Source organism: Hymenobacter sp. UYP22 (assembly GCF_040547285.1).
Classification (GTDB): domain Bacteria; phylum Bacteroidota; class Bacteroidia; order Cytophagales; family Hymenobacteraceae; genus Hymenobacter.
The window spans coordinates 133,670-156,785 of the sequence record NZ_JBEPPK010000002.1; the positions used below are offsets into that span (position 1 = coordinate 133,670).

Here is a 23,116-nt window from a genome sequence, read left to right on the forward strand (position 1 = left end):
CAAACTGGCCTTGGTTTGCAAGGGCAGTTTTTGCCTAAAAACCATCAAAGAAACCGAATTAGCCGCCCCTATCAAAATTCCTCCGGTGAAGCACCTAATCCTACACTGGCTTGTACGCCAACAAAACCCTACTTTCGCAGACTCATTTTTTGGTCGAGTACGTTCATTCTCATCACTTCCTCGACCATACTTCCCCACCCCCACCCCACCCACTTATGGAACTGGTAGCTACCGAAAACCAGGCAATGATTGCCCAGATGGTGCGCGACTTCGGTGCGCAGCACATCAAACCCCACATGATGGAGTGGGATGAAACGCAGGAGTTTCCCAAAGACGTTTTTCACAAGCTCGGTGAGCTTGGCCTGATGGGTGTACTAGTGCCTCAGGAGTATGGTGGCGCAGGTTTCGGCTACGTAGAGTACGTGACGGCCATTGCTGAGCTGGCTAAAATTGATGGTAGCATCGGCCTGAGCATGGCCGCCCACAACTCTTTATGCACCGGCCACATTTTGCAGCATGCTTCCGAGGAGCAGAAGCGCAAGTATCTGCCTAAGCTGGCCAGCGGCGAGTGGATTGGGGCCTGGGGGCTCACTGAGCCCAATACAGGTTCCGATGCCGGCAACATGCGCACCGTGGCCGTGCTTGATGGCGACCATTATGTGCTGAACGGAGCCAAGAATTTTATCACGCACGGTAAATCCGGTAATGTGGCTGTAGTCATTGCCCGCACCGGTGAAGTGGGTGACTCTCACGGCATGACGGCCTTTATTGTGGAGCGCGGCACCCCGGGCTTCGAGGCCGGCCGTAAGGAAAACAAGTTGGGCATGCGCGCTTCCGAAACCACTGAGTTGATTTTCACGGACTGCCGTGTGCCCAAGGAAAATGTAATCGGAAAAGTTGGTGACGGCTTTGTACAGTCGTTGAAGGTGCTGGATGGCGGCCGTATTAGCATTGCAGCTTTAAGCCTGGGTATTGCCCAAGGTGCTTACGAGGCTGCCGTGCAATACTCCAAGGAGCGCTACCAGTTCAACCAGCCCATTAGCAACTTTCAAGGCATCAGCTTTAAGCTAGCTGATATGGCCACCGAAATCGAAGCCGCTTCCCTACTCACCTACCGTGCCGCCGACATGAAAGACCGGGGCCTGAATGTGAACCGTGAATCGGCAATGGCTAAGCTATATGCCTCGGAGGTATCGGTGCGGGTAGCGAACGAGGGTGTGCAGATTTTTGGAGGCTACGGCTACACCAAAGACTACCCGGCGGAGAAATACTACCGCGACGCCAAGCTCTGCACCATTGGGGAGGGCACCAGCGAAATTCAAAAGCTGGTTATTGCCCGCACCCTGCTCAAGTAGAAATAAGGTATTGGGAAGAATTGAAGCTATTTTTTTCGACTATGTTTTATCTATCGGTCTGCCGATGAGGGAAAAACACGGGAAGTATTTTCAATTTTTCCAATCAATGAGTATCTTTGCGCCCCCTGCAAACTGGGTTTCCAAGTTCACTGAAGATATGATCATCGTCCAAATCAAAGAAAACGAGTCGGTTGACCGTGCGCTGAAGCGCTTCAAAAAGAAATTTGAGCGCACTGGCGTTCTGAAAGAGCTGCGTCGCCGCACCTTCTTTCAGAAGCCTTCCATCACCAACCGCAAGCAGAAGCAGAAGGCTATCTACAAGCTGGCTACCTACGGCCCCGACGCTACGAACGCCTAGGTTTCTGACTACCTGTTCGTAAGGACGAAAGCCGGCTGATTTGCCCCCTTCGGGCGAATCAGCCGGCTTTTTCGCGTCTATATAGTTCAGTTTTTTTCTTCGATTGAATTCCATACATTGGGTATCCGGCCTTGGTAGCTGGACACCTTGCGCATGGAATTGTTTTTTGACTACCTGCGGTTTGAGCGGCGCTATAGCCCCCACACCGTACTTTCTTACCAAACGGATCTGCGGCAGTTTTCGGATTTTCTGAACGCCACCTTTGACATGGCGGAGCCAGCTCAGGCCGACCACACCCTGATCCGCTCCTGGGTAGTGGACCTAATGCAGCGGCAGCATGACCCTCGTACTGTTAATCGCAAAATTGCTTGCCTGCGCTCCTACTACAAGTTTTTACTGCGGACGGGAGTGGTGCAGAAAAATCCTATGCTGCGCATTACCTCACCCAAGGTGGCCAAAAAGCTACCGGACTTCGTGCCGGAGGATTCACTCAACGGGCTGCTGAATTCCTTTGAATTTCCGGAAACGTTAACCGGCATGCGCGACCAGCTAATTCTGGAGCTACTATACGGCACCGGAATCCGGCTCTCGGAACTGCTTGGCATTAAGCATGCTGACCTCAGTTTACCTGGCAAAGCGGTGCGGGTAACTGGCAAGGGGAACAAGCAGCGCATTATTCCCCTGAACCCCACCTTACTTGTCGTCTTAGAGCGCTATATAGCATTTCAGCAGCAGGAATTTGGCTCCGTCAGCAACGCCCACGGCGTACTCCTCGTTACGGATAAGGGAGAACCGCTCTATGAAAAGTTCGTGTATCGGACGGTAAAGCACTATCTGAGTCAGATAACTACGGCGGCTGGGCAACAGCATCCGCATGTGCTGCGCCACTCTTTCGCCACGCATCTGCTGGGTAAAGGAGCCGATTTGAACGCCATCAAGGAGCTACTCGGGCACGCCAATTTGGCGGCCACTCAGGTGTACACGCACCTGAGTATTGATAAATTGAAATCAGTGTTTGAAAAGGCCCATCCCAAGGCCTGATATTGTTCCCTTTTTTCTTTACCTCTTAACCCCCACGACCGATGAAAGTACAGATCCAATCGGTGCACTTTGACGCCGACCAGAAACTGCTCGACTTCATCCAGAAGCGCCTCGATAAACTCGAAACCTTCTATGACCGCGTGACAGAAGGCGAAGTGATTATGCGCCTCAATAACAAGGATGGCATCGATAATAAAACAGTTGAGATTAAGCTGTACGTACCCGGCGGCAGCCTATTCGCCCAGGAAGATGCGGCTTCCTTTGAAGCTGCTGCAGATGCTGCCGCTGAGAGCTTAAAACGCCAAATCACCAAGCACAAAGAGAAGTTGGTTAACCACTAAGTTGAGCAACTCTTTATATAAAGAACGCCCCGCCTGAATCATCAGGCGGGGCGTTTAGCTATACAGCAGGGAGGCTGAGCTGAATTTTATAAGCCAAATTCTGCTTTGATTTTATCCACGTAATCAAGCTTCTCCCAGGTGAAGGTTTCCACCGTGCGCGTATTGCCGTGAGCATCCTGCACCTGCTTGGTGCCGGGCTGGCGACCCATGTGTCCATAGGCAGCTGACTCGCCGAAGATAGGGTTTTGCAGGCCTAAGCGCTGAACAATGGCGTAAGGGCGCAGGTCGAAGAGGTGCTGTACTTTCTCGGCAATCTGGCCGTCGGTGAGCTGCTGGCCGTTGCTGGTGGCTTTGGTAGTGCCGTAGGTGGTCACGAACACACCCACGGGCTCCGCAACGCCAATGGCGTAAGCTACCTGCACCAACGCCTGATCGGCTACGCCGGCCGCTACCAGGTTTTTGGCAATGTGCCGGGCCGCGTAGGCAGCCGAACGGTCTACTTTCGAGGAGTCTTTGCCGGAGAAGGCACCACCGCCGTGGGCACCCTTGCCGCCGTAGGTATCCACAATGATTTTGCGGCCAGTGAGGCCGGAGTCGCCGTGGGGGCCGCCGATGACGAACTTGCCGGTGGGGTTGATGTGGTGCTTGATGTCGGCAGTGAACAGCTGCTGTACCTCGGGGCTCAGTTGGGCCTTCACGCGCGGAATCAGGATGTTGATGATATCCTCTTTAATGCGGGCCAGCATGCGCTCCTCGCTTTCGTCAAAATCATCGTGCTGAGTGCTCACCACAATGGTTTCAATGGCCTCGGGCGTGTTGTCGTCGGCGTAGCGGATGGTTACCTGGCTTTTAGCATCGGGGCGCAGATAGGTCATCTCCTGGCCGGCTTTGCGAATGGCCGACAACTCGCGCAGCAAGCGGTGCGAGAGGTCGAGGGCCAGGGGCATGTAGTTGTCGGTTTCCTTGGTGGCGTACCCGAACATCATGCCTTGGTCGCCGGCGCCTTGCTCTTCCGCCACGGCGCGTTCCACACCCTGGTTGATATCGGCCGACTGCTCGTGGAGGCGGTTCATCACCTCGCAGGTATCGGCATTGAATAAGTACTCGGGTTTGTTGTAGCCGATGCGGCGGATTACCTCCCGAATGATGGGCTCGGCTTCTACGTGGGCCGTCGATTTGATTTCGCCGGCTACCAGGGCAAAATCGGTGGTAACCAGGGTTTCGCAGGCCACCTTGGCGGTGGGGTCCTGACGCAAATACTCGTCAAGGATGGCATCAGAAATCTGGTCGGCTACTTTATCGGGGTGGCCTTCCGAAACAGATTCGGAGGTGAACAGGTAGGGCATCAGCTTGAAAATGTAGTAGTACGCGAGGGGCCGGCAGCCCCTGCCCTGCTCTAAGCAACTGTTCAGGCAGGGCCGCAAAGCTACAAGTTTTCCGGTGGTTACTACGCGCTGACGCTCATTTGCCGACGCAGGAATTTACAGTTGAGTTCAACTCCTGCTGCCTGTCTGCGTTTAGGGCACCATCTCCTGACTTGTACTCTTCCCGCAGCCCACATGAAAAAACCGCTTCTCCTTAGCCTCGGACTTTGCCTTGCTGCCAGCCTTCCCGGACAGGCGCAAAAGGCTCCTTCGCCCTACAAAACGCGCTTTGCCGTTGATGCACCTATTTCGGCTGGCCTGGGGGCGCTTAGTATTACGGGGCTATTGCTGGTGCAGCAGAAAGACGGCCTGACTGACGCCCAACTGGCGGCCCTTAACAAAAACGATATTCCCAAGTTCGACCGGTTCTCGGCGGGCTACTACAGTGACAAGGCTCAAACGGCTGGCGACCTGATTGTGTACCCATCGTTGGTAGTAGCGCCGGCACTGCTGGCTTTGGATGCTGACGTGCGCGGGCGGTACGGGCAAGTGCTGGGGCTGTATCTGCAAACGATGCTGGCCGCCGACGCCACTTTCACAATGAGCGTGGGCAACATCACCCGCTACCGACCCTTCCTGTATGGCACGGAAGGCGGCGGCGACCGGAACAGCAAGATTTCCACCAACTCGTTTTTTGCCGGGCACACGGCGCACACGGCGGCGGCTACGTTCTTCGCGGCCAAAGTGTACCACGACTTCCACCCAGATTCCAAGCTGAAACCGTTTGTGTGGACGGCGGCGGCGCTGGTGCCAGCAGCCGAAGGCTATACCCGCCTCAAGGCCGGCAAACACTTCCTCTCCGACAACATTGTGGGCTACGTGGTGGGCGCTACGGCCGGCATTGTAGTGCCCCAACTGCACAAGAAGGCCAACGGTCTGAGCGTGCTGCCCGTGCAGGGCGTAAACGTGAACGGCTACTCCTATAGTGGCTTGTCGTTGACAAAGCAGCTGTAGCAGTAACTCCTTCCAGCAACTAACAGCAAGCCGGCCCAGAAAGCCGGCTTGTTGCTTTTCAATACATTTTTCTCATTAAACGATATTTAATTATTGTTTATCAATAAATAACTTCTCTATATTTGACGCAGTCATTCTGTCCTTATTCTTCTTGTTATGCGGAGCAAATTCTCGTTCTGGTTTCTGCGGTTTACCCGCGTTGTTGTGTTCCTGTTTATGCTGGGCACACTCATCAACCTATTTATGTCGGGGTACGATACGGGGTACGTGGCGGCGCACTCCCGGCTGAAACCGGCGGATACTATTATGCTGCAACTGGACCGTAACCATCCCACGCGCTACCCCTTTGATGGGGCTGTGCGGGCTTTTCAGAACGGCTGGAACCATGAGCGGTGGCAGAACCGCGCTATTAGCCGGCCAGTGTTTTTCTCCCCCGACTCGGTACAGGCCTCGTTCAACACCCAAGGGTTTGATGTGGTTGTGCAGCGTAACCGGCAGGTGCTCCGGTATCAGGAGCCTAGTTTTGGCAAGCGCCTGGCCTTGCTGTGGCTAGGAGCCTCGTCCACTACCATGTCGGTGGTGGAGGCCTTGATTATGTTTGGGCTAGCGCTGCTGCTGTGGCAGCTACTGCGGGACGTAACGCCGGCCACGCCTTTCACGCTGGCCAATGCCCGCCGCCTGCGTACCATGATGCTACTGGTAGTGAGCTGGGAAATATGGCAGACGCTGGCGCACATGCTGTTGCTGCGCCTGGTGCCTAACTTTGTGGCCGATGGTGGGACGCTGGTGCAGTATGTGGTGTTACACGGTGACGGCCACACGCCGGGCGCCCTAGGCATCATCATGCTCACCGTTATTGCCTTGGTGTACCGGCGCGGGGTAGAATTGCAACAAGAAGCCGAACTGACCGTCTGATGCCGATACTTGTAAACTTGGATGTGATGTTGGCCCGGCGCAAAATGACGCTCAGCGCCCTGGCCGAAGCCGTGGGAATTACCTTGGCTAATCTGTCGATTTTGAAAAGCGGCAAAGCCAAAGCTGTGCGGTTTAGTACCCTGGCCGCTATTTGTCAGGTGCTGGAGTGCCAACCCGCCGATTTGCTGGAGCACCGCCCCGACCCAGCTGACCTGCGGCCAGGCTCGGGGCCTGAGTAGCCCGGCTTTTGGTCGGAATGGCCCCGGGAATGCCATGTGTTCCTTGTAGAAGCATTTTCCTGGTCGAACCCGACAGAAAGCGGTCTGCCTTTTTCCATCAGGTAAGATGACGTACTTTCGCCCTACGTCACCGTTTTTTATTTCTGGCTAGTGCTCTTATAATGTCTGTTTGTCGCTCATCCTTGGCGCGTAGCTTCTCTTTGCTCGTATTCCTGAGCGTATGTACATTGCCAGCACTGGCGCAACGGTTCGAGTCAGGGTATCTGCTTTCTTCTTCCGGCGATACACTGCGAGGAGAAATAGAAAATGCTTTCTGGTCAGATCCGCCAACTACCATTCGATTCAGAATAAACTCAGAAAGTCCGGTTATCACCTACGCGGTGCAACACTTGCGCGAGCTACAGCTGTCTAGCGGCCGGCGGTTACGGCGCGAGGTTTTACCCATTGATTACGGAGCCCGAACAACCATCAACCAGCTTTCTAATACTCCAGCAAGCACACAGCGGCCCGATACTGTACTGGCTGATGTACTGCTGGAAGGCCCTGCCTCGCTGCTGGCTATTGAAACCAGCGACGTCAAGCATTTTTTTGTGCGGCGGGAGCAGCAGCCCTACTTGGAGCTAACGGAGCGACGCTATTTGCTTGAGCGAAACGGCCGGCAACAGGTGGTGGACGGCAATAACTACCGCGCCCAACTGCAAGTCTACTTTGGCGACTGTCAGGCTGTGGTAGCGGCATTGGCTAAAACGCCTTTTACGGCCAGCGCCCTCAGCAACTTGGTGCAACTATACAATACTACCTGTTCCACGACGCGGCAGGTAGGGTCACTTGCTGCCCCGGCCAAACGCGGGCCCAGTGTCAAAATACTAGTTGGCCCTACCCTGGGCATGCGCTACAACTCGCAGCGCTTGCGCGCTGCCGAGGCAGCCGGACAGGAAGTTCAAACCCTGGACGGCGTGCAGGCAGACGGCCGTCTGCATCCTCAAGCCGGTATTTTTCTTGACGTCATTTTTGGAGGCCGAAAACTAGCCCTGCACTCAGGCCTCACCTACGCCCGGTTCGGGGGCGTTACGGCTGTAGCCTCACCCGATGGTTCCGACCAATGGAAAGGGGAGCTGGCATGGCAGGGCGCTATGACATCCGCCGAGTTAGGGCTACGCTTTATGCCTTCACTGGGCTCAGCTACGCAGTTGGTACTAGGCACTGGTCTTACGCTTCCGCCCATCCAGTCCTTCCGAAATCAGTTGCTGCGCTACGGCACAACCTCTCCCCGCCTGATTGATAATACCCATCCTGTTCCTACCCTTTCAGAGTATCCGTTACTTGGCTTTGAGCGCACTTTGCTTCCGTACGTGGAAGCCGGAATACGCCGCAACCGTTTCACTTTGCTGCTTCATGCCCGCCGCTACGGTAAGGAGAATTACTACGACCCGCTGGCCGTATCTACCAGCAGTTATAACTATCCTGCTTACTCTATCCGCGGCTATAGCTATACAACCCGTACTGTGAGTGTAGCCTTAAGTCTGGGCTTTCAACTCAACAGTAACTCCGACCGGCTACCCCAGGCCAGGTAAAGTGCGCGGCCCTTCATTACTTTTTTCGAAAGTATCCGCCCGTCACTTTCGCCACTACTGCCGGCGCAGCCAATAAGCGTTACGCTACACAGGTCAGGCTCAAACAGCTTCAGAATGCGCGGTTGGCGCAGGAGCTTTATCTGGCCTTCGAAGGCTTTACGCTTGCACCTTTGCCTCGGTCCCGAACCGGGCGTGTAACTCCGTGCAGACTTGGGGCGGCACGCGCAGGTATTCCACTACATCCGCTGTTTTCTCCGAAGACTTGCCCTTTTTATCCAGTTCAACCGTCACGTTTTCGAGGGAGAGGTAGCAGCATTCGGGGTCGGAGGGGGCGCGGTAGAAGTGGAGCCGCCCGAAGGGGTCCAAGCCGGTAGCTGCATCCTGCTGATGTGGTTGAAGATGGCCCCAGTCGGACGCTTCCAAGGCTACTTTGGTGGCGGCGGCATCAGGGAAGTGAATAGCGCGCTGGGGCAGCGTGGTCTTCTCGGCCCATTCACCGGCTAGCTCGGAGAAAGGGACTCCGGCCTCACTGTGGGGCAACGTCCAGGCCAGGAACACGATGATCAGGAATTCAGCCAGCCAGATCAGGTAGAGAAACACACCGCTGACGGTAACCTTGAAAATGCTCCAGGTGCCTTCTTCAGCCAAGCCCGGCAACACACTGAATACGGCGGCAGGATTCAGCAAAGACCCCAGGAACACGTCTTCCTGAAAGGTGGTATGGGTGAAGGAGGCCCGACTGCCCAGGCTTTCGGTTTCGCCGGCTCCAGCCAGCAGGGCTATGTACACGCACCACTGCACGTACCAGGCCCATACCCCAATGGCCACGCTCAGCCAGCCCACTAGCTTAGGATTGCGCAGCTTACCGGCGCGCACCATTTTCTTGAGTACCCAGCCCAGGCCAAAGCCAAACCCCAGCGTAACGGCGAAGTTGATGTAGATAAACGGGATATACCATACAGCATACACGTACAGGAATGCTAACGGCAAGGCAGCCAATGCTCCCACACCTATCAATCCCAGAATGCCTCCCACTGTGAAACGTCCGGAAGGCTGGTAGTACAAGTTTGTCATAGAAAAGTAGGAAAAGGACGTAAATGCTCAAACCTAGGCGTTTAGCCTGTACCGCACAACGCCGCGCCGCTAATTTTGCTCAGGAAAACGGGCCATAGCGCAGCACCTGCCAGGCGTGCCACCCCAGGGCCGCGGCCAATAGCCAAGCGCCGGTCTGGCGGCCAGGATATTGTATCAGCTGCACGGCTATTATCAACAGGAGCAAAGGCAGCAGGGCAAACGTGAGCCGCTCCTTGTAGTAGCCGAGCCCAGCCAGAAACCCGGTTTGCAGGAGCAGTAGCCCACCTATTGGAGTTAATGGCCGGTGCAAAAGTCTGGTTTTCTGGGGCCACAGCACTACGGCAGCCGCTAGCCCGAGAAAGGGCGCAATAGCCGGCACGGTAACCAGAAACCGGAGCAGGTTGCGGCCCGCTAGCTGCAGAAACCCAGTAAACGGCTGCTGCCAGGCTGCCCGCAGCCAGACCAGCTGGCCGTAGGACTGGGCCTCATGGTTGTAATAGGTTACGCCGTGCAACTTCAGCAGGCCAACCCAGCCGAGGGTAGGTAGTGCGAACAGAAAACTCAGCCCCGCTAGTTGGAGGAAGAACCCAGCGGTGAAGTTCTTATTTTGCTGGAGCCAGGCACCGTATAGTAGCACCGGCAGCCCCAGCACGAAGCTTCCATACACCAGCGCCAGCAAGCCGCCCAGCACCGCCAGCCCCGGTAGCCACGCCCGCCACCGCCCCGACTCGCGCAGCTGCAGCCCGGTATACGCTAGCAGCAACGGCACCAGAAAAGTGAACATCTGCTGGTGCACCGTCCAGAAAAATGCCTTCGTTACCTGGTTAGACACCAAAAAAACCAGCAGAGCCGCCAACACCCACCGGCTTCCGTGCCGGCCCGTGAGCCGGTAGTATAGGTGCCGAAACAGCAGTAGGGCCGCCAGCAGCACCGCGTAATTCAGCAACACGTAGCCAACGTAAAACCCCAGCAGCGGCTGATACTTCACCGGCAGCTTCTGCACCACCGAGGCCGGCAGCAACCCGCTACTCTGCAGGCCCTGCACTGTCCAAGTAAGCGGGTAGCCCACAACGGTACCCAACAGTATAAACAGGGGTCGGGACTGACGCACTTCTCCCTGTTCCAGCAAATGGGCTGGGTAACGGGCATCTTCCATGTACACAAACCCGTCGCAGTTGGCCGTGAAGCCGGCAAAGGAGGTCAGGTGCAGGTAAGTGCCGCAGTACTCGTCCTCGGTGAGCGGGGCGGGCGAGAATAGAAACGATACCGTGGCCAGCACAATAAGCCCGGTGTACGCAGTTGCCCGCCGAAGCCACTGCCCCAGTAAGGTTGCCATGGCTGTTGTTACTGCCCGCCAGCGGTTCTGGGAGCCGCGCTGCCGGGGTTTAGGTTGGTTTCAAACAGCTTCAGGATGCGGCGGTACTCATCCGTCCAGGAGGAAGGCTCCACAAAGCCGTGGTCTTCTACGGGGTATACGGCCAACTCCCAATTCTCCTTTTTCAGCTCAATCAGCCGCTGTGAGAGGCGCACGATGTCCTGGAAGTGCACGTTGGTATCTACCATGCCGTGACACATAAGCAGGGCACCCTTCAGGCCGCTGGCGTAGTTGATGGGCGAGGAGCGGGCGTAGGCCAGGCTGTCGTTGTAGGGCTCGTTGAGGATGTTGTCGGTGTAGCCGTGGTTGTAATGGGCCCAGTCGGTAACGGAGCGCAAGGCGGCCCCGGCCTTGAACACGTCGGGCTGAGTGAACATGGCCATAAGCGTAATAAAGCCACCGTAGCTCCCCCCGTAGATGCCGATGCGCTGGGGGCTCACGTCGTATTTCGTGGTCAGGAGCCTGGCCCCGTCTACCTGGTCGGTGAGGTCTTTACCGCCCATGTAGCGGTAAATGCCGGTGCGCACGTCGCGGCCGTAGCCGCTGGAGCCGCGGTAGTCGATATCCAGCACCGTGTACCCCTTATCAACCAGCAGGTTATGGAACATGTACTCACGGAAGTAGGTGCTCCACCATTTGTGCGCGTTCTGGAGGTAGCCGGCCCCGTGCACGAATATCACGGCTGGGCCCTGGGGCTGCCCAGTGGCCGGGCGGTAGAGCCGAGCGTACACATCGGCCCCATCCTGCGCTTTGTAGCTGATAACCTCGGGGGTCCGCCAGGGGTAGCTTTCAAACTCGGGCGTGGTGCTGTGGGTGAGGCGGCGCATCTTGGCCCCGGGCTTATTATCCATCACATATAGCTCCCAAGGCTGGTTGCTGGTGCTGTAGCGCAGGGCCAGCGTTTTCTCATCGGGGGAGAGGCTGACCTCATAGCCGCCGGGCTGGGTGGTGATTTGGGTGAGGGGGCCGCCCTCCAGGGGCATGCGGTAGAAATGCTGTTCGCCGGGGTGGGTTTTGTTGGCCGTGAGGTACCACGTCTTCCGGTCCCGGCTCAGCTGGGCCCGCTGCACCTCAAATTTGCCGCTGGTCAGGGCTTTTTTCTGCCCCGAGGTAACATCGACGGTGTAGAGGTGAGAATAGCCGCTTTCCTCGCTCTGAAACCAAATGCGGCGCGAATCGGGCAGCCAGCCTACATTACCCTCGTCGTAGCCGATGCCGGGGCCGTTGATCCAGGCATCGTCGTGCTGGCGGTCCAGGAGCTTGATTTGCTGGGTGGCGGGGTCCAGGGCCACAATCCACCGGTCTTTGTTATCGGTGCTGCGAATGACCAGAAAAGCCTGCTGGCCGTTATCAGACCAGAACGGGCCGAAGGGAATTACGCGGCGCAGCTCGGTGGCGGGCTTTTCCTTTTTGGCGGTGGCTTTGCTGGTATCGGCGGGCACGGGGGCCTTGGCTTTCAGCTGGTACTCCTTGCGGTAAGCCGGCTGCTCATCCAGGCCCTTTAGCTCCTTGTAACCCAGCACGAAGGTGGTATCCCGACTCACATCGTAGAGGCCGAGCTGGTAGGCAGTTTGGGCGGCCCCTACCTTGGTGCGAGTGTTGATATCCTCGGTGAAGCCGGAGGCCGTCACGAAGTTGGGCACAATGGCCACTTTCTCGCTAGCAGGCTCCTGGGTCAGCGTGTAGGTGACGTAGCGGCCATCGGGCGAGAGGCGCAGGTTACGCACAGTTTGCTGGCCCAGGTAGATGGCTTTGGGCCGGAGCCGAGCCAGGGCCTTCTGCTGGCGTTGTCGGGCTTTAGCATCTTGGTCTTTGCCGCGCAACACCTCAAACAGGGCCAGCTGTTGGGCTCTCAGGTACTTCTCGCCTTTGTCGGTGGGCTCCCCGGAGGCCGGGCGGGCACCTTTGCGGAAGTCGGTGCGCTGCACGGTTTCGCCGGTGACGGGGTTCCAGGTGAACAGGTTGCCGCCCCGGGTGTAACTAATAGCCTGTTCCTGCAGGGCGAACTGCGCATCAGTTTCCCGCTCGGCCGTGTTGGTTACGCGGCGGATACGCTGGGTTTTGAGGTCGAGCAGGTAGATGTCCCCGTCCTTTTCGTACAGTTTACGGGTGTAGCGCTGGTCGTACTCGCCGCTGGTGGCAGGCAGGGTTTGCTGTTCCCGCAGGCTTACTTTGCGCGGGGTGCCGCCCTGGGGCGCGAGGCGGTAGAGCGAGTCGCGGCGGGCTTTTTCGGGGTTCCAGTTGAAGTAGATGGTTTTGCCATCCTCGGCCCACTGCACGTTACTGGGCGAGCTACCCAGCCACTGGACCGGGTCGCGCATGATTTTCTCCACAGTCAGCGGACCAAGCTGCTGGGCAGGGGCATTAGTAAAGAACAAGGGCCCGGCGGCCAGCAACAGTAGGTAGTGGTAGCGCATGCAGAACAGGGAGTGGAAATGGTGCGGTCCTGCAACTTACTATGCAATATTCGGCCTGCCAGCATTGGGCCCCTGAATAGTGCGTTATGTACCCTGCACTGCCCACTCTACCCCCGCCTGTAAGCAGAGCCGTGAATCAAGTACCTGGTTGCTTAGTGCGGCAACCAGATACCCCCTATTCCTTTCGGCTGATTTGCTGGTCGATGGTGAAGTAGTCAAAGTCGGCGTAGCCCCCCGCGGTTTTGGTAGCGTAAGTGAACAACCCCAGCCGGTACCCCATAAAGTGAGGTAAGGTGTACGCCATTTTCAGTGGGCCACCCAGGCGTTTCCAGGAGGCACCATCCAGGCTATAAAAGAAAGTAGCCTCGTCTCGGCGGTCTGTAAAATCGCACTCCGTCTTGAAGTAAACGGTACTTTGCGCTAGTGGCAAGCGCTGCACTTCCACGGGCCTCTCCGACTCGGCACTAACCAGCACGAGGAAGTTGCGGCCTTTCTCACGTTTCACCCCTATCAGGCCGTAGCGCTTCTGTAGCAAGGCCAGTCCGGCCACGTCCCCATCCCGGAGGTGAGAAACATCCAGGGCAGTGGCACCGGCACATACCGGCCCGATGGTGCGTTGGGTGAGTGTGTTGCGGGCCAGTAGGAAGGAAGTGTCCACGCGGCCGGTTTTCAGGCGCAGATAGCCGGGGCGCTCCTTCACCGACCACAGGGCGTTAGCGGGGTTGTGATTCCACTGCCACACCAGTGGCAAGGCTGGCTCCCCGGCCTTCCGGCTAAAATTATCGGAGGCCACAATACCGGGCACCAAACCCCGGCTGACCGGGAGGTCCAGCGTTGCGGGTACCTTGCCGCCTACCCCCAGCACCGGCCAACCGTCGGCCCAGGTTACCGGCACCAGGTAAGGAATCCGGCCCACGGCTCCGAAATCCCGGAACAGGTAGGCAAACCACCGGCCGTCGGGCGTATCAATGAGGCCGCCCTGCGCAACCCCCAAATCCTGGAGGGCTACCCGGCCTTCGTAGGGCCCGGTGAGCTTATCGGCCCGGTGTACTACTACGGTGCGCATACCCCCCTTGGGCCAGACGATGTTGAACAGGTAGTACTTGCCGTTCACCTTAAACAGCTGTGAGCCTTCGGCGGGCAGCGCAATGCCGGTCCCGGCGGGCGCACTGGCGTTTTCAATGAGCACCTGCTCCCGGGCCCCAGGCTTTACGCCGGATAAGTCAGCCGTTAGCTCAACCAGCCGCAACATACCAGCGCCATACACCATGTACGCCCGCCCATCATCCTCAAAAAACAAGGAATGGTCGTGGTAACTGGGCTTAAACGATACGGCTTTCCACGGCCCCTTCTCAATATCGGCGGTGGAGTACACGTGGGTTTTGCCGGTTGTCTGGGCGAAGGTGGTGACGTAGTAGCGACCTTGGTGGAAGCGCAGGCTGCTGGCCCAGGAACCCCGCCCGTAGGTGCTTTTGCCGTTGCTCAGCGTCAGCTCATCCATACTGGCTAATGTATCGTGCGCGTAGCCTACCAAGTGCCAGTTTACCAGGTCCTGAGACTTCATAATGGGCACGCCCGGGCTCATGTGCATGGTGGTACTACTCATGTAGTAAGTAGCGCCCACCCGAATTATCGACATATCCGGCACATCGGCGTGGATAATCGGGTTTTGCGCCTGCTTGACCTGCGCACAAAGTGGTGAGTGGAGCAGAAACGAAAAGAGTGCTCCGAGAAGCAGAAGCCTAGCCGAAAAATGCCGCATGAGGAAATGCACGAGTGAACAGCGGCCAAGGTAGCAACATCCGGCCTATGGCTTCTGGTAGGGTAACGGCCCGGAAAGGCTCTGAACAGTGCAGTACCCTATTTGCCACTTAACAGTCCAGCAAGCAGTCTTGAGCAAACTAGGGTTGCCAAACGCAGCTGCATTTTCACGCCCTCCTTACACCCCTCCATTTTCCCACGCCTTTAGCTCGGCCTGCAGGTTACGGCGGGCGGGGGCATCCAGCCGCTCCCGGAAGGCGGCGGTGTGGTAAAGCTGGGGCGTATGGAGCAGCTTTTCGAGCACCTGGCGGCGGCCCCGGCGGTAGAGAAAATCGGGAATGAGGCGATACTCCTGCCGTACCTGGCGGGCGTACTGCCAGTAATCGGCTTCGGGCGCGCCCAGGATTTGCAGGTCGGCATCCAGGAAGAAGTGCAAGTCCGGGTCGGCGGGTTGGGGCTGGGTGTGGTCCTGGGTGCGCTCGATGAGGAAGGCCACCCGTTGCTGCCGCGCCAAAGACAGCGTGGTGTGCTGCAAAAACTCCCGGGCCAGGGCGGCGCTGCGGGTTTCGTTATCGGAGCGGCGGGCGTTGTACACGGCATCGTGAAACCAAATAGCCAGCTCCACTACTTCCCGGTCGTGCACCAGCGTGGGGTACCGGTCCACCGCGTCCAGCAGGGCCCGGATGTGGGGCAGGGCGTGGTAGTGTCGGTCGGATGCCCCGTAGGCCGTGGCCAGTTGTTGGTACATAGCCGTGCGCAGGGCCTCATCCGCCAACAGGGGAGTAGTAAGTTGCTGCCAGCGGGCAGCCAGGGTAGTATGCGCGGCCATAAACTCAGATTCTGGGTGGGGATACGGTATAGATGTACGTGGTTAATTGGCTGTGGGCGCTCCGTAGGGGTCAGGACGCCGGATTTCCAGGTACCGCTCGGGTGCTTCCAGCTCCCGAAAACCAAACTGCCGGTACAGGCCGTGGGCGTCCAGGGTAGCCAGCAGCTGCCGCCGTAGCCCCTGCACATCCGGGTGGCCCCACACCGCTTGCATCAACTGTTTGCTTAGGCCCTGGCCCCGGAACTCCGGCAGCACAAATACGTCGCAAAGCCAGGCAAAGGTAGCCTTGTCCGTAACTATCCGCGCAAACCCGGCCTGCTGGCCCTCAGGGGTGTAGGCCCCGAAGCAGAGGGAGTTGGTAATGGCCCGCTGCACCGTTTCAAGTGGAATGCCCCGGGCCCAGTACGACTCCTCGGCCAGATACCGGTGAATCAGGGCAACATTGAGCAGGGAGGAATCAGAGCTAATTGTAAACATAGCGTGCGGGGAAATGGCCGGCTGGCAAGAACGCCAAGTGCCCGCAAAGCCGCACATTTTTCAATCCAAAAACTTTGCGGCACGTTACTGCTTCTAGCTTAACAACTCCTGACACCTTTTTCAACCATCTGACTATGAAACACCTCCACTCCCTACTTCTCACTGGCCTGGTGTATTGCAGCCCGCTGCTGCTGCAGGCACAAACCGCGCCTACGCTCACCACTTTTCCCGTGGGCAGCACCACTGTTACCGTTTCGGCTCTCACAACGGGGCTTTCGGTGCCGTGGGAGCTGGTGTGGGGGCCTGACAATTTCATTTGGATGACGGAGCGGGGCGGGCGCATCAGCCGCGTAAACCCCACCAGCGGGCAGGTTACCCCCTTGGTTACCCTCTCAGATGTAGTGACTTCTTCGGAAGGCGGCCTGCTGGGCATGGCCTTGCACCCCGATTTGCTGACTACCTCGCCCTACGTGTACGTGGTGTACAATTACAACGATGCTGGGGGCCAGTATCGGGAAAAGCTGGTCCGCCTGACCTATGCCAACGGCACCTTAAGCAGCCCGCTGATTCTGCTGGGCGATATTCCAGCCGTGAGCACGCACAGCGGCTCCCGCTTACTCATTCTGCCCGACCGGACGCTGCTGATGACCACCGGCGACGCTCAAAACCGCCCCACTGCCCAAGACCGGGCCACCCTCAACGGTAAAATTTTACGCCTGAATCTGGATGGCACCATTCCGGCCGATAACCCCGTGGCTGGCAACGCCAGCTACAGCTACGGCCACCGCAACCCCCAGGGGCTCGTGCGGGCCAGCAACGGGCTCATTTACAGCTCGGAGCACGGCGAAAACGCCGAGGATGAAGTGAACATCATTGAGCCCAACCGCAACTACGGCTGGCCTACGGTGGAGGGCTTCTGCAACTTGGCCGCCGAGCAGACCTTCTGTACGGACAATAATGTGCGGCAACCCATCTACAACTGGGCCCCCACCGTGGGCGCCGCAGGTATCACCTACTACGACCACCCCGCCATTCCGGGCTGGCGCAACAGCCTGCTGGCGCTGTCCCTGCGCGGCAACCGTATCACTCAGATTCCGCTGAATGCCGCCGGTACCACGGCCGGCACCAGCGCCGATTTCCTCTCCAGCTTCGGGCGGCTACGCTCCGTCTGCGTTTCGCCCCAGGGCAAGGTGTACGTGGGCACCAGCAACCGCGACGGGCGGGCCACTCCCGGAGCCAATGACGACCAGATTCTGGTACTGGAAAACCGACTGTTCACCAGCACCCTTAAGCCCAATAACGGCCAGCTCAGCCTTTGGCCTAACCCCGCCCGCACTTCCCTCACCCTGCAGCTAGCAGCGGCCCCCACTCAGGCCACGGCCGCCGAAATCCGGGACGTACTGGGCAGAATTGTACAAACCGCGCAATTCACCCCCGGCCAGCGCACCACCCAAGTCACGCTGCAGGGCTTGCGGCCCGGCGTGTACTCTGTACGAAGCAATGACGTGGTGCAGCGCTTTGTGGTAGAATAAGGTTTCAGGCCCAGAAAGTAGGAGGGTAAGCGTTAGACAAGGGAAATAACAAGTAATAAACATGTCATCCTGAGCCAAGCGAAAGGCCTCATCACCGGCCCGAGTAATAGTCACCTCGGCAACTTTAGCTTGCGTGACAAGGTCCTTCGCTCGGCTCAGGATGACATTGTATTTCTAATTACCAGCTTTCTGCTGTTCTAATTGCCTACCCTATCCTCTTACCCCCAAACCCTCCTACCCTATCAACTGGTGCCGCTCGTTTTTGGCTACGTTGGCCAGCGTCCAGGGAATTTCCTGGGCGAAGGGATGCTGGCGCACGGGGCAGTCGGGCATGTGGCAGTGGGAGCAAGCGTAGAAGCGGCACGGGTCGGCGTGCACGAACATTTCCACCTGTACTTCAAACTCCTGGTCTACCAGCTGCTCGATGCGGTGCACCTGCTCGTGGGTTTGCTCCAGGCTGAAGTAATAGGGCATGGTTACGTGGCAGTCGATGTGCATATTGGCCCCGTAGCGTACCACGCGCAGGTTGTGCACATCAATCCAGGCGGGCTCCCGGTGTTCCTGCAGCTCCCGCACCACGTGCTCCACAGTAGCCGTATCAGCCTCATCCATCAGCCCCGATACCGAGCGCCGCACCATGCGCCAGCCATTCACCACAATGAATATACCCAGTAGCAAAGCCGCCGCCGAGTCGTACACTACATTGCCGGTGAATACCACCAGCAGCAGCGCCCCGCAGGAAACCAAGGTACTCACGGCGTCCAAGTAGAGGTGCTGCCCGTCGCCGACCAGCGTGGGCGAGTGGTGCTGCCGGCCCGCCCGAATCAGCAGAAACCCCGTAGCTAGGTTGGCCAGAGCCGTCACGAACAGCAGGGCCATACCCCAATCGGGCCGGGCCATGGCGTGCGGGTGCAGCAGGGAGTTGAGGGCCGAGTAGAAAATGTACACCCCCGCCATCAGAATCAGTCCGCCCTCAAACCCCACCGACAGGTACTCAATTTTGCCGTGCCCGTACGGGTGGTTTTCATCTTTGGGCAAGCTGGCCAGGTAGATGCTGTAGAGCGCAAACCCACTGGCTACCACATTAATGATGGATTCCAGCGCATCCGTCAGCACGGCCTGAGAACGGGTGAGCAGCCAGGCATAAAACTTAATGGCTATCAGCACCACGCTGACCACCAAAGACAGCACGGCGAAACGGGTTTTGACGGGCAGCATGAACATAGGCGGCTAACGGCGGAAGGGGGCGCAAAATTCCGGGGAAAAATCGGGCTTCGGCGGGTATACGCAACTTTTTAGAACAAAAACAGTAAGCAGACTGTCTTAAATTTAAATTTAGACAAGCCTAAAAATTCCCTTTCTTTGTGAATATCAATACATCAGCACCTCAGCCGACGCCTTCAGCCGATATTATGCCCTCAGTATTACCCTCGCCTGCTCCACCTGCTACTCCCAAAACTGCCCCGCCGGAAAGCGGCTGGCGGCGGGCCCGCACGGCCCCTTCCTTGCAGGAAGTGTACGCTTCGGTGCGGGTGCCAGCTCAGGATGCGTCCTTCTGGCGCAAGCTGCTGGCTTTCTGGGGCCCGGGCCTGATGGTGGCCGTGGGCTATATGGACCCCGGCAACTGGGCTACCGATATTGAGGGCGGCTCCCGCTTCGGCTACACCCTGCTATCGGTTATCCTGATTTCCAACCTGTTTGCCATGCTGCTCCAGCACCTGGCAGCCAAGCTGGGCATTGTAACGGGCCGGGATTTGGCCCAGGCCTGCCGCGACCATTACAGCAAGCCCGTGTCCCGGGTGCTCTGGGTACTCTGCGAAATTGCCATTGCCGCCTGTGATTTGGCCGAAGTTATCGGCTCGGCCATTGCCCTGAACCTGCTGTTTGGCTTGCCGCTTACCTGGGGCGTGGTGCTCACCATCCTGGATGTGCTAGTGGTGCTGCTGTTCCAGAGCAAGGGCTTCCGGGTGCTGGAAAGCATTGTGGCGGGGTTGATTGTGGTGATTTTCGGCTGCTTCCTCTACGAAATCATCGTGTCGCGGCCCGATTGGTTTGGCATCCTGGGTGGCCTGGTACCCCGGCCGGAGGTGGTAACCACGCCGCGCATGCTCTACATTGCCATTGGCATTCTGGGCGCCACAGTAATGCCCCATAATCTGTACCTGCACTCCAGCATTGTGCAAACGCGGGCTTTCGAGCAGGACGAGCCCGGCAAACGCATGGCCATCAAGTTTGCCACCATCGACAGCACAGTGGCGCTGTTCCTGGCCTTCTTCGTGAATGCCGCCATTCTGATTACCTCAGCCGCCGCCTTTCACCAGAACGGCCACCACGACGTAGCCGATATCAGCGACGCGCACAAGCTGCTGGCCCCGGTGCTGGGCGCCGGTGCGGCCTCGGCAGTATTTGCCATAGCCCTGCTGGCTTCGGGCCAGAACTCTACCCTGACGGGTACGCTGGCCGGGCAGATTGTGATGGAAGGCTTCCTGGATTTGCGCCTCAAGCCCTGGCTGCGCCGCCTCATTACGCGCGGTATTGCGGTAGTGCCGGCTTTCATTGTGGCCTTACTTTACGGCGAAAAAGGCACTGGCGAACTGCTGGTTCTCAGTCAGGTAATTCTCTCGTTGCAGCTCAGCTTTGCCGTGGTACCGCTGGTGCTATTCACGGGCAGCAAGGCCAAAATGGGCGTGTTCGTTAACAAGCCCTGGCTGCAGATGGCGGCCTGGACCGTGTCGGGCATCATCATCGTGCTGAATGTGTATCTGTTGTACCAGACCTTCTTTGGTTGATAACCCTGACGTTCTGAACGGAGCAAGCAGTCCAGGTCTGCTGTTAGATTTCTCACTCCGTCTGGAAGAATAAAAGCGCGGATGTTTCGCGCTTTTTTCAGCACTGCAGATTTAGGTTAATCTAAATAAATACCACAGCCTTTTCTAAAATGAAATACGTTTTCTCGCTGATTTTGCTGCTTTGCTCAGTTCCAGGCTGGGCCCAGCTTACCGGTACCGTGCAGGGTGTGGTGCGGGCCGGCAGCCAACCGGTAGCCTTTGCCAGTGTGGGCCTGAAGGGCAGTCAGTTGGGTGCTACGGCCGATGAGAAGGGAGAATTTGTACTGACGGCTGTACCAGTAGGCAGCTACCGACTGGCGGCCAGCGCCGTGGGGTTTCAGCCTGCAGAGCGGAGCGTAACGGTGACGGCCGGAACTACGGTTACTATTGACGTGAGCCTGACCGCTGCTCCGGCTACGCTGACTGAGGTGGTGGTAACGGGCGTGAGTCGGGCCACTGAAATCCGGAAAAGCCCGGTATCCGTGGCCGTGCTCAGCAAGCGGGAAGTGCTGCTTAACAGCAACGGCAACATCATTGACGCGGCCGTGAAAGGCGTACCGGGCCTAAGTGCCGTGACTACCGGGCCCAACATCAGCAAGCCGTTTATTCGGGGGTTGGGCTACAACCGGGTGCTCACCTTGTACAACGGGCTGCGCCAGGAGGGCCAGCAGTGGGGGGACGAGCACGGCATCGAAATCGACCAGTATGATATTGACCGGATTGAGGTAGTGAAGGGACCCGCCAGCCTGATGTACGGCTCCGATGCCGTGGCCGGGGTGATTAATATGCTACCCCGTTTGCCCACCGGCACGCCCGGCCACCTGCACGGCGACGCCCTCACGGAGTACCAGACGAATAACAACCTGCTGGGCACTTCTCTGGGGCTCACCTACCACCAGCGCGGCTGGCAGTACGCGGCCCGGGGCTCCTACCGCCTGGCCCAAAACTACCGCAACGCCCTGGAAGGCCGGGTGTACGGCACCGCCTTCCGGGAGCTAAACCTGACGGGCATGGCCGGGGTGGAGAAAACCTGGGGCAGCACCCATTTCACGGCCACGCTCTACAACAACCTCCAGGAAATACCCGACGGCAGCCGCGACTCTTTGAGCCGGCGCTTTACCCGGCAAGTGTTCGAGGGCGAACAGGACGACATCAAGAACCGCCCGCTGGTACCAGCCGCCGACCTGAGCACTTACCGCATCAACCCGCTGCACCAGCACATTCAGCACTACCGCCTGCTCAACCGCACGCGCCTGCGCCTGGGCACCGGCGAGCTACAGACGCTGCTAGGCGTGCAGCAGAACCGGCGCCGGGAGTACAACCACCCCACGGCCCCCAGCCAGCCGGGCCTGGCCGTAGCCCTGACTACCACCAGCTACGATGTGCGCTACGCCGCGCCTACCTGGCAAGGGCTGGAAACCACGGTGGGCCTGAACGGCATGCACCAACTCAACCAGAACCGCAACGCCACCGACTTCCCGATTCCGGATTACAACCTGACGGACGTGGGCGGCTACCTGCACCTGAAAAAAGCATGGGGGCCGCTGGAGCTGTCGGGTGGGTTGCGCTATGATACCCGCTGGCTGCGCTGGAATGATTTTTACGTGGGCACCGACGCCCGCACCGGCTTTGCCCGACAGGTGAGCCGCGCGGAAGCCGCTGGAGCCGAGCCGCAGTTTGGTGCTTTCCGCACGCGCTACCAGGGCGTATCGGCCAGTGCGGGGGCTACGTATTCCTTCTCCGACAAGCTGCTGCTGCGGGCCAACGTGGCGCGGGGGTACCGGGCACCAAATATTACCGAAGTAGGCTCCAACGGCCTCGACCCCGGCGCTCACATTGTGTACCTGGGCAACCGCACGTTCGGGCCGGAGTTCAGCTTGCAGGAGGATATTGGCCTGAGCGCCTACTTACCTGATGCCGAACTGAGCGCCAGTGTATTCAACAACGACATCCAGAACTATATCTACCAGGCCCGCCTGACCGACGCCGACGGGCAACCGGTGGTCATAGTTCCCGGCAACGCTACCTACCAGTACCAACAAGGCCGCGCCCGCCTGTACGGCACCGAAATTACGGCCAACCTGCACCCGCGCGCCCTGCCCATGCTGGCTTTCCACAACAGCCTGGCTTACGTGACCGGCCTCAACAAGCAGGCTGGCCTGCTGGAAGACCACGGCCGCGCCGCCCGCTACCTGCCCCTGATTCCGCCCCTGCACACCCGCTCCGAATTGCGCTTCAGCAGCCAGCAGAACTGGCGGCAGGTTACCGGCCTCTACCTGCGGGCCGTGCTGGATTATAATGCCCCGCAAAACCGTTTTTACGCCGTGGATAACACCGAAACCCGCACGGCCGGTTACGCGCTGCTGGGCTTGGGCGCCGGTTTCAGCCTGACTACCGGCCCGGAAAACCGAGAATGGCTGCAGGTAGTGGCGCAGATGGATAACGTGCTGAACACCGTGTATCAGTCGCACCTTAACCGCCTGAAATACTTCGAGTACTACGCGGCATCCCCCACCGGGCGCTCGGGCATCTTCAACCAAGGACGCAACTTCACCCTGAAAATCAGTACTACTTTTTAAACCCCTGGCTTCAGTAGCTGCGTAGGGGGCCCAACGACCTTTC

At 58.3% G+C, this 23,116-nt stretch carries 19 protein-coding genes; 11 read left to right on the top strand and 8 right to left on the bottom strand.

Annotated elements, in window-relative coordinates:
• The first annotated feature begins 215 nt into the window (after window positions 1-215).
• The 4 genes from ABIB60_RS04040 (at window position 216) to hpf (ending at window position 3,095) form a co-directional block, all read left to right on the top strand.
• Complete coding sequence (locus ABIB60_RS04040; RefSeq protein ID WP_354577901.1) at window positions 216-1,355, top strand: acyl-CoA dehydrogenase; 1,140 nt, start codon at window positions 216-218, stop codon at window positions 1,353-1,355.
• 157 nt (window positions 1,356-1,512) lie between these two features.
• On the top strand, window positions 1,513-1,713 hold the full coding sequence (gene rpsU, locus ABIB60_RS04045) for a 30S ribosomal protein S21 (RefSeq protein ID WP_125425461.1): 201 nt from the start codon (window positions 1,513-1,515) through the stop codon (window positions 1,711-1,713).
• A gap of 153 nt (window positions 1,714-1,866) precedes the next feature.
• The gene (locus ABIB60_RS04050; protein ID WP_354577903.1) at window positions 1,867-2,754 is read left to right on the top strand and encodes a tyrosine-type recombinase/integrase; all 888 of its coding nucleotides are present in this window, start codon (window positions 1,867-1,869) and stop codon (window positions 2,752-2,754) included.
• Window positions 2,755-2,795: 41 nt separating this feature from the next.
• Window positions 2,796-3,095, top strand: a complete 300-nt coding sequence (gene hpf / locus ABIB60_RS04055; protein WP_315996959.1) for a ribosome hibernation-promoting factor, HPF/YfiA family — start codon at window positions 2,796-2,798, stop codon at window positions 3,093-3,095.
• A gap of 86 nt (window positions 3,096-3,181) precedes the next feature.
• Here the strand turns inward: hpf and metK are convergent, their stop codons facing one another.
• Complete coding sequence (gene metK, locus ABIB60_RS04060) at window positions 3,182-4,441, bottom strand: methionine adenosyltransferase (RefSeq protein WP_354577904.1); 1,260 nt, start codon at window positions 4,439-4,441, stop codon at window positions 3,182-3,184.
• Window positions 4,442-4,654: 213 nt separating this feature from the next.
• On the opposite strand from metK, the gene ABIB60_RS04065 reads away from it, so the two are divergent.
• The 4 genes from ABIB60_RS04065 to ABIB60_RS04080 all read left to right on the top strand — a co-directional run bounded on the left by ABIB60_RS04065 (window position 4,655) and on the right by ABIB60_RS04080 (window position 8,201).
• A complete protein-coding gene (locus tag ABIB60_RS04065) occupies window positions 4,655-5,473 on the top strand; it encodes a phosphatase PAP2 family protein (protein ID WP_354577905.1) in 819 nt (272 codons plus the stop codon).
• Window positions 5,474-5,629: 156 nt separating this feature from the next.
• The gene (locus ABIB60_RS04070) at window positions 5,630-6,388 is read left to right on the top strand and encodes a DUF2975 domain-containing protein (protein WP_354577906.1); all 759 of its coding nucleotides are present in this window, start codon (window positions 5,630-5,632) and stop codon (window positions 6,386-6,388) included.
• Window positions 6,388-6,627, top strand: a complete 240-nt coding sequence (locus tag ABIB60_RS04075; RefSeq protein ID WP_354577907.1) for a helix-turn-helix domain-containing protein — start codon at window positions 6,388-6,390, stop codon at window positions 6,625-6,627. The genes ABIB60_RS04070 and ABIB60_RS04075 overlap by 1 nt, the downstream gene beginning before the upstream one ends.
• A 389-nt stretch (window positions 6,628-7,016) precedes the next feature.
• Window positions 7,017-8,201 (top strand): hypothetical protein, encoded by a 1,185-nt coding sequence (locus ABIB60_RS04080; protein ID WP_354577908.1) that lies wholly within the window; start codon window positions 7,017-7,019, stop codon window positions 8,199-8,201.
• Window positions 8,202-8,357: 156 nt separating this feature from the next.
• Here ABIB60_RS04080 and ABIB60_RS04085 read toward each other — a convergent pair whose 3' ends face one another.
• From ABIB60_RS04085 to ABIB60_RS04110, 6 genes are all read right to left on the bottom strand, one after another.
• On the bottom strand, window positions 8,358-9,275 hold the full coding sequence (locus ABIB60_RS04085; RefSeq protein ID WP_354577909.1) for a hypothetical protein: 918 nt from the start codon (window positions 9,273-9,275) through the stop codon (window positions 8,358-8,360).
• A gap of 79 nt (window positions 9,276-9,354) precedes the next feature.
• Entirely contained in the window at window positions 9,355-10,611 is a 1,257-nt protein-coding gene (locus ABIB60_RS04090; protein ID WP_354577910.1) for a hypothetical protein, read from the bottom strand.
• A gap of 8 nt (window positions 10,612-10,619) precedes the next feature.
• Window positions 10,620-13,067, bottom strand: coding sequence for a S9 family peptidase (locus ABIB60_RS04095; protein WP_354577911.1), 2,448 nt, complete (start codon window positions 13,065-13,067; stop codon window positions 10,620-10,622).
• A 175-nt stretch (window positions 13,068-13,242) separates the two neighbouring features.
• Complete coding sequence (locus tag ABIB60_RS04100) at window positions 13,243-14,829, bottom strand: glycoside hydrolase family 43 protein (RefSeq protein ID WP_354577912.1); 1,587 nt, start codon at window positions 14,827-14,829, stop codon at window positions 13,243-13,245.
• A 177-nt stretch (window positions 14,830-15,006) separates the two neighbouring features.
• On the bottom strand, window positions 15,007-15,657 hold the full coding sequence (locus ABIB60_RS04105) for an HD domain-containing protein (protein WP_354577913.1): 651 nt from the start codon (window positions 15,655-15,657) through the stop codon (window positions 15,007-15,009).
• A 42-nt stretch (window positions 15,658-15,699) separates the two neighbouring features.
• Complete coding sequence (locus ABIB60_RS04110; RefSeq protein WP_354577914.1) at window positions 15,700-16,134, bottom strand: GNAT family N-acetyltransferase; 435 nt, start codon at window positions 16,132-16,134, stop codon at window positions 15,700-15,702.
• Window positions 16,135-16,268: 134 nt separating this feature from the next.
• Between ABIB60_RS04110 and ABIB60_RS04115 the strand changes: the two genes are divergently transcribed.
• A complete protein-coding gene (locus ABIB60_RS04115; protein WP_354577916.1) occupies window positions 16,269-17,666 on the top strand; it encodes a PQQ-dependent sugar dehydrogenase in 1,398 nt (465 codons plus the stop codon).
• Between the two features lie 234 nt (window positions 17,667-17,900).
• Here ABIB60_RS04115 and ABIB60_RS04120 read toward each other — a convergent pair whose 3' ends face one another.
• Window positions 17,901-18,884, bottom strand: coding sequence for a cation diffusion facilitator family transporter (locus tag ABIB60_RS04120; RefSeq protein WP_354577917.1), 984 nt, complete (start codon window positions 18,882-18,884; stop codon window positions 17,901-17,903).
• 194 nt (window positions 18,885-19,078) lie between these two features.
• Here ABIB60_RS04120 and ABIB60_RS04125 point away from each other — a divergent pair, with 194 nt between their 5' ends.
• The gene (locus ABIB60_RS04125) at window positions 19,079-20,455 is read left to right on the top strand and encodes an Nramp family divalent metal transporter (RefSeq protein ID WP_354577918.1); all 1,377 of its coding nucleotides are present in this window, start codon (window positions 19,079-19,081) and stop codon (window positions 20,453-20,455) included.
• A gap of 149 nt (window positions 20,456-20,604) precedes the next feature.
• Window positions 20,605-23,073, top strand: a complete 2,469-nt coding sequence (locus ABIB60_RS04130) for a TonB-dependent receptor (RefSeq protein WP_354577919.1) — start codon at window positions 20,605-20,607, stop codon at window positions 23,071-23,073.
• Window positions 23,074-23,116 lie beyond the last annotated feature (43 nt).